The organism is Chthonomonas sp. (genome assembly GCF_035294505.1).
In the GTDB taxonomy this organism is placed as follows: domain Bacteria; phylum Armatimonadota; class Chthonomonadetes; order Chthonomonadales; family Chthonomonadaceae; genus Chthonomonas.
In genome coordinates this window covers 1-12,876 of record NZ_DATGKU010000073.1, presented here as the reverse complement: position 1 = coordinate 12,876, position 12,876 = coordinate 1, and the positions used below count along the sequence as shown (strand labels likewise).

The 12,876-nt window shown below is 55.6% G+C and carries 14 protein-coding genes; 5 read left to right on the top strand and 9 right to left on the bottom strand.

Annotation, left to right across the window (positions count from 1 at the left end; genetic code table 11):
* Nucleotides 1-291 precede the first annotated feature (291 nt).
* Entirely contained in the window at nt 292-1,026 is a 735-nt protein-coding gene (locus tag VKV18_RS03570) for a hypothetical protein (protein ID WP_324202856.1), read from the bottom strand.
* A gap of 302 nt (nt 1,027-1,328) precedes the next feature.
* Here VKV18_RS03570 and VKV18_RS03565 point away from each other — a divergent pair, with 302 nt between their 5' ends.
* From VKV18_RS03565 to greA, 4 genes are all read left to right on the top strand, one after another.
* Nucleotides 1,329-1,724, top strand: coding sequence for a DUF2089 domain-containing protein (locus tag VKV18_RS03565; protein WP_324202855.1), 396 nt, complete (start codon nt 1,329-1,331; stop codon nt 1,722-1,724).
* 33 nt (nt 1,725-1,757) lie between these two features.
* Entirely contained in the window at nt 1,758-3,194 is a 1,437-nt protein-coding gene (locus tag VKV18_RS03560; protein WP_324202854.1) for a DUF4097 family beta strand repeat-containing protein, read from the top strand.
* A 15-nt stretch (nt 3,195-3,209) separates the two neighbouring features.
* On the top strand, nt 3,210-3,782 hold the full coding sequence (locus VKV18_RS03555; RefSeq protein ID WP_324202853.1) for an SHOCT-like domain-containing protein: 573 nt from the start codon (nt 3,210-3,212) through the stop codon (nt 3,780-3,782).
* 189 nt (nt 3,783-3,971) lie between these two features.
* Entirely contained in the window at nt 3,972-4,460 is a 489-nt protein-coding gene (gene greA / locus VKV18_RS03550) for a transcription elongation factor GreA (protein ID WP_324202852.1), read from the top strand.
* Between the two features lie 51 nt (nt 4,461-4,511).
* Here the strand turns inward: greA and VKV18_RS03545 are convergent, their stop codons facing one another.
* From VKV18_RS03545 to VKV18_RS03510, 8 genes are all read right to left on the bottom strand, one after another.
* Nucleotides 4,512-5,000 (bottom strand): flagellar basal body-associated FliL family protein, encoded by a 489-nt coding sequence (locus VKV18_RS03545; protein WP_324202851.1) that lies wholly within the window; start codon nt 4,998-5,000, stop codon nt 4,512-4,514.
* Nucleotides 5,001-5,037: 37 nt separating this feature from the next.
* Nucleotides 5,038-5,943 carry a flagellar motor protein MotB gene (locus tag VKV18_RS03540; RefSeq protein ID WP_324202850.1) on the bottom strand — a complete coding sequence of 302 codons (906 nt, stop codon included), beginning with the start codon at nt 5,941-5,943 and terminating at the stop codon, nt 5,038-5,040.
* The gene (locus VKV18_RS03535; RefSeq protein ID WP_324202849.1) at nt 5,940-6,722 is read right to left on the bottom strand and encodes a flagellar motor protein; all 783 of its coding nucleotides are present in this window, start codon (nt 6,720-6,722) and stop codon (nt 5,940-5,942) included. The genes VKV18_RS03540 and VKV18_RS03535 overlap by 4 nt, the downstream gene beginning before the upstream one ends.
* A gap of 33 nt (nt 6,723-6,755) precedes the next feature.
* Nucleotides 6,756-7,013: a flagellar FlbD family protein gene (locus VKV18_RS03530; RefSeq protein ID WP_324202848.1), complete on the bottom strand. Its 258-nt coding sequence runs from the start codon at nt 7,011-7,013 to the stop codon at nt 6,756-6,758.
* 68 nt (nt 7,014-7,081) lie between these two features.
* Nucleotides 7,082-9,220 carry a flagellar hook-basal body complex protein gene (locus tag VKV18_RS03525; RefSeq protein ID WP_324202847.1) on the bottom strand — a complete coding sequence of 713 codons (2,139 nt, stop codon included), beginning with the start codon at nt 9,218-9,220 and terminating at the stop codon, nt 7,082-7,084.
* A 140-nt stretch (nt 9,221-9,360) separates the two neighbouring features.
* Nucleotides 9,361-9,792: a TIGR02530 family flagellar biosynthesis protein gene (locus VKV18_RS03520; protein WP_324202846.1), complete on the bottom strand. Its 432-nt coding sequence runs from the start codon at nt 9,790-9,792 to the stop codon at nt 9,361-9,363.
* Nucleotides 9,793-9,801: 9 nt separating this feature from the next.
* Entirely contained in the window at nt 9,802-10,215 is a 414-nt protein-coding gene (locus VKV18_RS03515) for a flagellar hook assembly protein FlgD (RefSeq protein ID WP_324202845.1), read from the bottom strand.
* A gap of 30 nt (nt 10,216-10,245) precedes the next feature.
* Nucleotides 10,246-12,243 carry a flagellar hook-length control protein FliK gene (locus VKV18_RS03510; RefSeq protein WP_324202844.1) on the bottom strand — a complete coding sequence of 666 codons (1,998 nt, stop codon included), beginning with the start codon at nt 12,241-12,243 and terminating at the stop codon, nt 10,246-10,248.
* A 300-nt stretch (nt 12,244-12,543) separates the two neighbouring features.
* Between VKV18_RS03510 and VKV18_RS03505 the strand changes: the two genes are divergently transcribed.
* Nucleotides 12,544-12,876 (top strand): TIGR04255 family protein (locus VKV18_RS03505; RefSeq protein WP_324202843.1); only part of this gene is annotated, 333 nt, incomplete at its 3' end.

Sequence of the window (12,876 nt, the reverse complement as noted above, 5' to 3'; positions counted from 1 at the left end):
CACGAGACCCGCTTCCGCGCAGCATTTGCGGAACATCTGCACTTTACCGCTAGGGGTCAACTGTCGCACCACTTCGGGCTTGCGACCGCAAAAGCGACATAGCTGCTGTTGGGCTTTCGACTCTAAGCGTGCGGCAACGTTCGTTTTGGATGTGTCTTTCTTCTTGGCCATGCAAAAGGCTCCTCCCTTCAGATTTCTCACATAGAGGCATCAATACTATTATACCCTATCTTATGCGAGAAATAGGCCTCTTAAGTTCCTAGAACGGGGCCTAGCGCCTCTGTTTTCTCATTAGGAGATGGGCACATTCGTGGAGCTGAGGATCGAATTAATTGTTGCCGTGTATGTGTTCCCGTCGCTCGCAACAATGGTAGTTGTGCCCGATTCCTTAATAGGAGCATCTCCCATCTCAGGTGCGTACCAGATCGTCTCGTTGGTGTTACTCGACGAACTGGAGTTCGATGTGAAGTTGACCTTCCAACAGGCGAACGTACCTATCGGTGTAGATACGTTCTCTGCACCCACAACGGTAAAGCTATCCACATAGGATATGCCGAAACTCGTGGTCGTCTGTTGATCGATCGAGAGCGCGTTGCTCCATGCGGCCGGAGCGGTGATGACAGGTGGACTGAGGGGGTCTACAGTGCCGTTTTGAATATTGGCCAACCCAACGAGATCTCCGCTCGAATCGCTACTTTCGATCTCCTGTTCATTGACAGCAAGAGTCTGCCCGTTGCTAAGGTTAAGGGTCAAGGCGCTGTTGCGCAGCAGGACGCTGGCCCCGTTATAGTTGGTTTGGCTAAACCCTATCACGAGATTGCCGGTGAAGCTATAGCTCACATTGGTTCCGATGGCCTGCAGCTTCCCAGACAGCGTGTAGTTGTAGGTATCTCCCGGCAACGGGGAACGGAGGTGTGTGGCCGGGGTGGTTCCTCCACCGGAATAGACGGGGCCGCCTCCCCCTCCCCCACATCCTACCAACAACGTTGTGCCGATCAGCATCATCAGCACATGCAGCGTTCGCATTCTTCTTCCGTCTCCTTTTCTTGATGGTATAGAGAGAAGTTTTTTGAAGCCAATCTCGATAACAGAACCGTAGGGCGACTTCTATTTGAATTAATGCCTTCACAATTTTAGAAAGCGGAAAATTTTGTATAAAAAATCAACATGTCCACACCGATGCAGGCTTTAGAGGAGGCAGCAATGAGATCGAACTTTAGAACTTTCAAACCTGAACCAAGAAATTCTGATGTCTGATGGCAGAAGATTTGACTTTTTTTGAAACCCGATGTAGAATAGAGCCGTAATCCTCTGGTAAGGAGGGGTGCATGGCGGGTTTACTTACCCGTTGTCCTGTTTGTGGTGGCAGCTTGCAAGTAACCGAACTGCACTGCCCCCAGTGTCAAACGAGCGTGCGGGGGGTCTTCGACAGCTGTCGGTTCTGTCGGCTTGCTGAAGAGCATCTGCGGTTCATCGAAACCTTTCTGCGCTGTGAGGGCAACTTAAGCCGTGTGGAGCGGGAGTTGGGCATCTCCTATCCTACCGTGCGCAATCGTCTGCAGAATGCCCTCGCCGCTTTAGGGCTTCAAGGAGGAGGGGCCGTTTCAGACAATGCGCCCTCCGCCGCAAGCGTCCGTGCACAGCGCCTTGAGATTCTCGAAGCCTTAGAGAACGGTGAGATAGATGCAGAAGAGGCAGCCGAAGCGTTACGCCAACTCATTTAGGGGTTACACAATCCCTTAGAAAGGAGCCTTAAGATGGATGAGAATGTCATGCGGGTTCTAGAGCTTCTGCAGGAGGGCAAAATTACGGCCCAAGAGGCCGAGATGCTGATCGCGGCTTTGCGTGGTGGAAGCAAAACGATGACCTCCTCAGAAACCTCCAAAGAATCCCAAACCAAAAGCGAACAGAAAGCCGAAGAGAAGCGAACAACCTCCGCTCAATCTCCCTTCGCCGGCCTCAGCGACCTTGGCGAGCGCATCTCCAAAGCGATTAGCAAAGTGGATGTTGACAAGATCGTCGAGCGCGTTCAGGAACAGTTGCGCCTAGCCACGAAAAGTGGGGGGCGCTTCTCCTCCACTTTCGTTGCCCGTATGCGCACCTGGACGAAACCGGGGGAAGTGCGGCCGGAGAACGAGGGCAACCTGCCGGAACGCACAGAAACCCACCAACAGGAGTTCTATCTTGCGCCTGGGGCGAATGTCTCTATTGAAAACCCGCTTGGCAATGTGAAGATCACCGGTGTTGCCGATGCGCCCGCAAAAGTGGTGGTCGAACGCACCGTTTGGGGCCCCAACGAAGTCGAGCTTAAAAACCTCCTAGAATCCATCGAGGTCGCCATCAGCGGCACCGACTCGCGCCTCGAAGTGCGCATAAACGCCCCCGAGAACTTCGATCAGGGCACGGTAGACCTTGAAATCACCGTTCCACGTGCGCTTGGTACTACCCACGTCAAAACGCGATTCGGCGACGTGGAGATAGCCCACGTGGATGGCGCCGTAGAGGTCATTACAGACCACGGCCAAGTTACGCTCGAAGACATCGGAGGCAATGTGCGCGCCCAAACCCACTCCGACTCCATTCACCTCAAACAGATTCGGGGCATGGCCTCGGTGGCCACAAAGAGCGGAAATATCGAGGCCTCCAATATAGAGGGCGGCCTCGTGGCCAACACAGCAAGCGGCGATATACGCGCCAAAGCCATAGAAGGCGAACGACTTGAATGCAAGTCGGTCTCCGGCGACGTGCGTGTGGAAGAGGCGGGACATCGAAGCCCCATGGACATCGTCTGCGAGTCGATCAGCGGCCAGGTGTATCTCAACAATGTTCACGGACAGATAGCCCTCAAGATCGTCTCCGGGAACATCTTTGCCCACATAGGTCGCTCAGAGAGATTCCAGGCACAGTCGGTGAGCGGCGACATCTCGGTAGATTTTGAAACAGCGTTCTCCGGAGCGCTTCAAGCAAGCACCGTTTCTGGCGATGTAGATATCTGCCTGCCTACCGAGAGCCATCTGCGCGTCACCTTAGGAACCATCTCCGGCACCCTCCGCTGCGAGCACGATGCCCATGAGGTAACCGCAACCGAAACCCTTTGGACGGGAAAACTCGGTGAGGGCACGGGAACCCTCAACGTCCAAACCACCTCTGGCGATGTACACATTACCCGAATACAGCATGGAAGCTTGGCATAGGAAGGAGCTTGCGCAATGCCAGAGACGGAGAAAGAGCGTATTTTACGGCTTATTGCCGAGGGCGTGCTCACGCCCGAAGAGGGCGCTCGCATGATCGAGGCGCTTCAGCGAGCGCAGCAGGCCCAACCGACGGCAACGAGCGCGCCTGAGCCTCCTAAAGAAAAGCCGAAAACCAACGATCGCCAAAACCTTCAGAAGGTGGAGATACCCCGCCCCGATGGAACGCACGAAACCATCGAGGTGCCGCCCGCCTTGGTGCCGGCCGTCATGAAGGTGATAGGCGCCTATATGAAAGAATCGGCAAAAAGCGCCGCAAAAGATGTCTGGGGCGGCTTTAAGGTGGTGGCAAGCCGCAGCTTAAACGACATGAAGTCCAACCTGCGCTCCCGCCTTAGCGGTTCGCCACAGAAAGACTCGGCGCCGAAAACGCCTTCCCCAGAAGAGATTCAGAGAAGGGAAGAGCGACTGCGTCTTCTACAGATGGTAGAATCGGGGCGACTGAAAGCGGAAGAGGCGGAGCGCATCTTTGAGCAGCTCGACGCGCTCCATCAGGAAAAACGCAGCGCTCCATCGGGCCAAACCCATTAGATAGCTTGGCCACGCAGCATCGGGCAACGAAAACCCTCCTCAAAAAGAGGATAAGAGTGGGATAAAGTTGACACAGCGCCGTAACTAGGGTATTTTAAAATAAGCAGCGAATACGCCGAGGCGTTTCGCTCTTTTTGTGCGCCAAAAGACGAACGACTCACGTAAGCGCTAGAGGTGTAGAGTAAGTCCATGCCTAAAGACGAGGTCATCCTCACCGTAGAGAGCAAAAAAAAGCTTGAGGAAGAGCTTCATCGCCTACGCACCGTGGAAAGAGCGCGCATTGCCGAAGCCATACGTAAAGCACGCTCCTACGGCGATCTCTCGGAGAATTTCGAATACCAAGCGGCACGCAGAGAACAGGCCATTCTCAACGGCAAGATCGCCGAGATTGAGGCGATGTTAGAGCGGGCAAAAGTTATCGAAAAGGGAGCTACGCCCGCAGCCCAAAATGGATCCGTAGACGTTGGCTCTAAGGTGACGGTAGTTGATGCCGAGGGCAAGCGGTTCGAGTATGTTATTGTAGATGCAAATTCGGCCGATCCTACCAAGAATCAAATCTCCTACAACTCTCCTATAGGCCAAGCGCTGCTCAAGCGCAAGGCAGGCGAACAGGTGGAGGTTCGCCTGCCTAACGGGCGCACGGTGGTCTATATCATTGAGGAGGTCAGTTATTCCTAACCGTTCGCCTGCCGTCTCGCTCTCCTGGCAAGCGAACGGTTCGGGCGAAATCTATTGTGTGGCGAACGAGGTAAAATAGACGGCCGCCACGTCCTGCCCACCTAATGCCTCGTTGACCCTTTCTTGAATCTCCTTCTTAAGAGCCTCTTTCGCCCCCTCCTTTGAAACATCGGCCAGCGTCTTGTGGCTGAGAACCGTGATGATGGCATCCCGAATAGGGGCGGTTTTGTCTTTGGCTTCGTCCTGCGACATGTTTTGAGTCATGCCCAACGTGATGCCCGCTTTCAAATAGTGGTCATCGCTCCCACTAAGGTTCACCAAAAAGTCATCGAGCGGGAGGTAATAAGAGACCTTCAACTCTTTCTTAACCTCCCCTTTCGTTGCCCCCTTCTTGCCACTTAGCATGTGAAAGGCGAGCAGGCCAACGACCAATGCAACCACCAATCCAAAGAGCAACAAGAGAGGGCGTTTTGATCTCTTTTTTGGCGCCTCCTGAACCTCCTCAGCAGGCTGTTGACGCATTTCCGGCTTCGCTACCATAGATATCTATCTCCTCAAAAACGATGTTTTGCTTGCATTAAGGCTCGGCCACACTTCCCTCATCCGAAGGAGCGACCAAACGAGAGCGGCTTCCTAAGGAGTTCGCTCCCGAAGCTGCCTCTTGTTGCCGCGGATTCGCCAGCACAGAGGGCGGCTGTCCCGACGGTTCTACAGAGCTCACATTACCGCCGTCGGTAATGCGGGCGATCTCTTGTTGACGTTGCATCTCGGCTTCAGCTTCTTGTTGCGTGCGCAGCAGCACGATCTCCACCCGGCGATTGCGCGCGCGATGCTGTGGGGTATCGTTAGGATAGAGAGGGCGCGTATCGGCATAGCCGGCGGCCGAGAACCGCCGTATGGGCAAACCCTCCCGCGAGATGAGATCGCGCACCACCGCCCCGGCACGTGCGGCGGAAAGCTCCCAGTTCGAGGCGAACTGCAGGGTGTGAATGGGTCGGTCATCGGTATGGCCTTCAACCACCACGTCGTTTGGCAGCACCCGCAACAACCCCGCGATCTGGTGTAGCAACGGCAGGCTCTGAGGCTGTAAGGTTGCCTGCCCGCTTTTGAAGAGCAACCCGTCGGTAAGCACGCTGATCACGATGCCACGGCGGTCGTTGCTCATATGGATAGCGCCTTCCAAATGGTGTTGTTCCACATATTGCCGTAATTTTTGCAAGGACTGCATGTACTGCTGATAGGTTCTCTCTGCAGCCAAATCGGTGCCGACACCAACCCCCTTTGCCGCCTTGTCGCCGTCGAAACCCTGTCGCACGGAGATCGCCATCTGTTGAAACTTGCCCCGGCTCATCACCGACATCGAATAGAGCATGAGGAAGAAAGCCATAAGCAGGGTGATCATATCGGCATAGGTGAGCAGCCACCGTTCTAAGTTCTCTCGGTGTTCAGGCTGTCCCCGACCTCGCAACAGAGCGCGATTCATCGTCGTGCTCCCGCAAGGGCACTCTGCCCTCGAAGCCGTGGGGCCAAATAGGCTTTTAGCTTCTCCTCCACAAGGCGTGGATTATCGCCCGCCTGAATAGAGAGAATTCCTTCCAACATCACCTCTCGTGCAAGCGCCTCCTCTGAAGAGCGCATGCGTAGCTTGTTGGCAATGGGCAAGAAGATTAAATTGGCGCTGGAAACGCCGTAGAGCGTGGCGATGAAAGCGCCTGCGATAAGTGGCCCCATCTTGCCCGGATCGCTGAGGTTGGCCAACATGTGAATTAGCCCCATTACGGTGCCGATGATCCCTAGTGTGGGTGCAAAGCCGCCAAGGGTAATGAAAATCGACTCGCCGGCACGATGGCGTGCCTGCAAAAGCTGTATCTCCGTCTCCAAAACTCCTCGAAGAAGCTCGGGGTCGGTACCATCAATGGCGAGACGCAGGCCACGTTTTAAGAACGGGTCATGAAGGCGCCGGCTCTCCTCCTCTAGGGAAAGCAGACCGTCGCGACGCGCCTTCTCGGCTAAGCGCACCAACTGCCGAATAACATCCGGTAGCTCCAGTGCCTTTTCGCGGAAGGCGATGGAAAGAATGCTGGGCACCTCCATAATCTGGTTCATTCGAAAGCTGATAACGGCGGCTCCAATGGTTCCACCAAAAACCAGCAGCGCGGCGGGGAGATTGATCATCACCCGTAGCTCGCCACCCTCCATGAGCAAGGCGCCTAACAACGCCCCCCATGCCAAAACGAGTCCGATAATGGTTGCAAGGTCCATGCTGCTTTCTTAACTCCCTTTCGTGTCGAAACCTTAGCGAGGCGCTGCCGTGGTTTCGTCTTTCTCCTCCTGCTCGGCCTCCGGATGAACGATCCCTGTGCGCAAAAGCAGCGGCCCAACCTCCTGCCGATAGGCCAGAATTTTGCGACGCACCTCCTCCGGCTTTTCCAAAACGAGCACCTTACGCCCGCTTATCATCGAGATAACGGTGTCGGGTGTGCTTTCAACGAACTCGATGAGGTCGGCATTGATGTAGAGTTCGGTATGGTTAAAACGGGTCACTTGTATCATGCTTTACTCCTTCAAAGGGGTTCGACAAGCGGGTGCTTGTCGAACCCCTTATGGCTCTGTTAGGACACCTAGCCTCCCTGTTTCAGGTTGATAACATCCTGAAGTAGGTTATCTACGGTGGTGACGATACGCGTGTTGGCTTGGAAGCCCCTCTCGGCGATGATCAGGTTGGTGAACTCCGTTGAAAGGTCAACGTTAGACATCTCTAAAAAGCCCACGTTGATCTGGCCGCGCCCGCCCTGGTTGGGCACACCCACTTGCGCCAGGCCGGAGTTGCTGGAGGCCGAGTAGAGGTTTTGCCCCTGTTTCGCCAGACCGCCTGGGTTGGAGAAGATGGCGGTTGCGATCTGCCCCAAAACGCGCGTCTGTCCGTTGGAAAAGACCCCTGTGATGGTTCCGTCCTGTGCAATAGAGAAGCTTTGAAGCACCCCCATCGGCGCCCCATCCTGAGAGGTGGCCGCCACGCTGGAGTTGCCCGCGATCTGGGTAAGACTACCGAAGTTGATGCTGATACTAAACGGCGCCGCTCCGTTGGTTGGAGTAATATTGACCGTTTGGTTGTTCGTGTCAATCAGGTTGCCGGAGGAATCGAAGAAGAGCGCCTGATTGCCGGAGCTGGTGCTACTAGAAATAACATGTCCGTTCTCTGAAGCCGTCCATTCCCACCGAGCGGCAGCATTGGAGGGCGCCCCGGAACCTACTAACGCACGGGTGAAGTTGAAGGTGATGAGATGACTCATGCCCAAGCTATCGTAGACTTGCACGGCCGTTGACCACGAGGGCTGGCTACCGGTGCGTCCATCAGCCGTTCCGGTGGTATTGGTGGTCGAGAGCTTGCTCAGATCCACGGTAAGCGGCATGCCGGCCACCACCTGCGCCCCTGTGTTGTTCGGCCCATAGGTTCCGGGGGCGCTGCTTAACTGAATGGTGTTGCCTAACACGGCACCGGTTGTGGTGTTGGCCAGCACAAAGCCTTGGCCGGGGATATAGTAGGCTTTCGATTCGTTGTTGCCCGCCACCGTGCTATCGTAGAGCGTGGTGCCCGTCGTCAAGTTTTTGATCTGCACATCATAGGCCGCCGTCGCCCCGGCAGGTACATTCGGACCGGTGGGGTTGTAGGTGGGGTTTAGAAAAGTTGTCTGAATCTGGTAGGCGTTGCCCGCCGAGTCGTAAACGGTGGTTGTGATAGGCGCCGGAGGGTTATCCAAATTCATGTTGCCCGACAAGCTCATGAGCGTTGAGGCGATCTTCGTCGGCGTGTTCTGCCCATTCGCGCTGGCGGAAACGCTGGAGGAATCGGAAAGCCCGCTGAAATCCACCGTGATCGGGAAGTTAGGTGCCCCCCCACTACCGATCACGTTGAGCACCTGCGACGATCCTAAAACAGCCCCAGAGCTGTTGGCGAAAACGAATTTGCCTCCAACGGCATAGATCGTGGAATTGGTTGTGGCCCCATCCAAAGTAAGAGCGACCTTCCAGGACTGTGTAGCGCCCGCAGGCACTCCGGCTCCGGTAGGGTTGAACACGGGGTTGGAAAAAGTAACCTGCAAGGTATGGGCGTTGCCCAGCGAGTCGTAGATGGTGGTATTGATGGCAGGGGGCGTTTGCGAGACGTCCAGATTCCCCGTGAGTTGAGCCGTCGTGGACTGTAGCGAAGAGGAAGCGTCGAGATTTCCCTGGAAGGTTGCCTCCGTCGTCTGCTTCACGGCTGTGAGCGTGCCTACAGGTATCTTGATAACGCTGTTTGCGGTGATAGGTTGTGTGGTATCCACTTTACCGTTCGCATCGGCCTGATACCCCAACAACTTCACTCCGTTTGCCGGGTTCACCAGCTCGCCGGCGCTATCGAGGTCGAACGAACCGTCGCGCGTGTAGTAGACGGTGCTTCCATCGCCGACTAAAAAGTAGCCCGCACCTTGAATGGCTAAGTCGGTGTTTTTCCCCGTCGTTTCGAGGTTTCCCTGCGTCTGCAACGTGTCTACCGAGCCTAGCATAACGCCAAGCCCCACTTGGGCGGGATTTTGGCCGCCTACATTGGCTCCGGGACTTGCCGCATCGCGAATCGTTTGAGAGAGCTGATCCTCAAAAGTGACGCGACCGGCCTTGTAACCTACCGTGTTGATGTTGGCGATGTTGTTGCCGATGACGTCAAGATCGGTTTGGTGAACTTGAAGTCCGCTTACGCCTGAAAACATAGCTTGAAGCATCTTGCTATAGAACCTCCTGTTGTTGGTAAATGGATGCGCTAAGCGCTTTTTCACGATATAGCTCCCCTCTATCATTCGGGGAGTGTGCTTTCAGGCCTCCGCGGAGTCCATCCACGGTCCGGCCTGCACGGTGCGGCTCTCTAAGCGATAACCGCACTATCTATGTTGGTAAACACATTTTCCTTGAGATGGTCGCGATCCACCACGGTGACCACGGTGCGATTTTTAATGCTCACCACCATCGCCATGTTGTCCATAAGGATGAGCGCATCGCGCGCCCCCTTGCCCTCTGCACGCTGCACCGCATTTTGCAACCGCTCCACATGCTGCGCTTCCAGCGTGATCTGCCGCGAATTCATGCGGGTCTGAGCATGCGCCGAAAAGCGTAGCCCAGGCACTTCAGGCGCTCCACCGGAACGCGCAGGCTCGAGAGGAGCAATTCCCTGCTGAGCGCGCAGGAGATCGGCAAAGGAAGGCTGCTGCGCCGTCCTTTGCTTGCCTGTACTTTCTTGAGACCTATCGGGAGCGGCAACTCCCTGTCCTACGGGCGGAACGCGAACTGGCTCAGACATGGTGTCACCTCAAGAGACCTGTGTTATCTCATCGAGTGTTACTGATGTGTTATTATCTAACGTCAGCGAGACCTTACTCCCGTTCCAACTCACCCCAACCACCTTCCCGCTGACCAGCTGCGGGCTGTTGTTGGTATTTACCAAAGCCTGCACGGTATGCCCAAGCAGGTTGATGGCCTGTTGTTGGGTTTGCGAGGTCAATAGGTTGTTGACCCCCTCCACGGTTGAGAACTGGGCAAGCTGAGCTAGCATCTGGTTCTCATCTATCGGCTGGGTCGGGTCTTGGTTTGAAAGCTGGGTCGTTAGCATTTGCAGAAAGTCCTGCTCGCTAACCTGCTGGTTGTTCTGCACCTGTTGCACGGCGGCGCCTATTTGAGTTGTGGCGCTGTTGGTCGTGCTGTTGGTTACCTGGCTAATAGCCATCTTTCTGATCTCCTAACCTTAGGGTTGTTTTTACGCCAAGAAGTTAAGGCGAGATGTACCTACGAATGGCATCGCAGAAAGGCCACTCGTTTCATCATTGCCGGCTTCCGCCGGTTCGATGGACGAAACTTGCCTAGGGTCTATAGCGGTGTAGTTTGTCCTCGAATAACCGTTCGTCTGATACTGCATCTGCAAGGAGCCACTAAACGGAGCCGGGTTTTGTTGGCCGGTGCTGCCGGCGCTTATCTCTAACGAATGCACCTTCAGCCCTTGGGCTTCGAGAGCGGCATGTAGTCGGTGCTGTTCGTCCATAAGAGCGCGCTGCACCTGGCTGGTTTCCGCAACAAGATGCGCCGTTACCCCCTGAGCACCGCTGCTAAGCGCTATGCGCAGTGTGCCCAGTTCCGGTGGGCTTAGCCGCAACGTAATCTCGCCACGACCCACCATCGAGCGGGCTGCTTCGAGATGCTGCACCACCTGTTGAGCTACTTGAATGCGGTCGAGCGTGCTCTGCGCTGCCCCCGCAGCACCAGGCGCGGCGGCGTCCGCGTTTGATGTGCCGTTCGATTGGCTTTGCTGGAGCGACGCGATGGTCACGCTTGCATGAGCCCACGGTTGCGGAGTGGCGTTGCCGTTAGCCGAGTTGCTGCTGTCTGCGCTGCCGCTCGTGTTTTGCGAAGTTGGCGCCGTATCCACCGACGGTACAGCTGTCTGCACATCGGCAGCGCTTTCATGGGCAGTAACGGTCGAGAGTGGTTTTGTTACAGCCTCCGTGGAGAGCGCGTTCGGGTTTGTGGCACCTCCGACGGCTTCATGCAGTGAAAGTGCCTTTTGCCCTTCCGCCAAACCGTTCTTGGCAGCGTCGTCGGCCTTAGCCGTCTCAGAGCCGACCCCGGAGAGTTCAGAAAATCCCCCGACTTTCTGGGGTCGTGTGCTGTTCGCTTCCCCTAACACGGCGCTGCGAAGAAGCCTCTCTTGCAGCGTTTGTGCAGGATGCAATGCCTCCGTTTCAGACATCGCATGAGCTTGCTCAGGCTGCCCCGTATTTTGTACGGTAACCTCCAACTCCGGTTGTGAGTCGGTATCGTTTCCTGCCGCAGCAACGTGTTGCGATGGCAAGGTGCCTTGCGCAGCACCATCGCTCTGCGTGAGGACGATGCTCTCGGCGCTTGCCGTGGAGACGGCCGTCGTCAGCGGGATAACCTGCGTCTGCGACCCTACAACACCCGATGTCGTGTTACCGGCAACCGCGACGGTCGTGCTGACCGACGCCCCTAAAATGGTCGTTGGAGTTGGCGTCACGTCCCTCGATCCATTCGGTGCGCCTATCTGAGTTGCGGACTTCGGAAGAGCGGAATAACCGCTAGTCTCCGAAGCAACGGTTCTTGATGCCAACACAACCGTCAGGGGCATGGCTGCAGGCTCTCCTGCCGCCTGCTCCTTTAGCGGCAGTGGCGCGGAGGCTGAAGTTGCTGGTGTTTCGTTAAGGGTGGGGGAAATCTCCTGCTCCGACGCCACCAAGGCAGCGAGCGCATTGGTTTTATCGCTTAGGCCAGGTGTTTGCGAGCTGCTGGTCACCGCACTAGCCGCTTCTGCCGCGCTGTTTTGGCTTGCAGCATTGGGAGCGGGTTCGGCCGAGACAGTCGTTGGCGGAAGAGCCGCCACAACGGAAGCCATCGCTAACATCGAAGCCGGTGCCTGCTCCGACAAGCCAGAAGCCTCCGCATCTGGTTTTGAGTGAACCGGTTTTTTAACGGCTTGCGGGTTCGGCTCTGTCGTATTTTCAGCCGTTTGGGCATCTGCACTTGGCTTAGAGGCGTCGTCATGGATGGGCAGCTTCACCGACTGCTGTGTTTGAACCGCGTTTTGTTTCGGCGTCCCCGAGCCGGTGCCAACACCTTGTGGCAAAGTTCCTTGGAGGTGGTCGGTAAAGGACGGAATGCCAGCCGCATCGCCATTGGAGCTTCCGGCTGACGGAACAGCCGTCGCGGCGGCCTGTTGCGGCAGCGAGGGTAGAATAGTTACCACGATGGTATCACCTCCTTTCACCGTAAAAGATTCCCTCGCTTCTATTGTTGGCGTTCTCAGCGCGATTCTGCACGAATTTTTACGGGGAAAGGCGCACCACGACTACAGCAGACTAGGGTGAGATAACAGTATGCCTCTTAATCCACAAGGCTGCAGACAGCTATCCCTAAGAGGGGAAGGCATTGGCCTTGTACGCAGCACTCTCGGCCTTGAGGGGGATATTATTGGCGACTAGGAATTGACATAGGCCGCTGAATAGAATATAATTTGATGGACTGAAATAGGCAAGTGAGTAGATAGATGCTTCTTCCGCCTTATAAAAGGGTCATCTTCAAGAAAAATCCGCTGGTCAACGTAAGCTGTCATCTTCAATTTTACGAGCCTCTCACCTTTGATGAAGCGTCCTTGAACAAGCTTTGGGAGTCACTGCGCTCCTTCTTTCCCTATTTAAAGCTCCAAAATGCACTCTATTTTGCTTCTCTTGACGAGGCAAGCAAATTTCCGCAAACGATCCCTAGATTCGCCTCATGGTCTGCTGCTTTCCTCTCTAAGGACAACTGTTGGCAGCTCAATGTTATGTCGAATCAGTTCTCTCTGTTTTGCACGACCTACGAGCGCTGGGAGAAGTTTAGA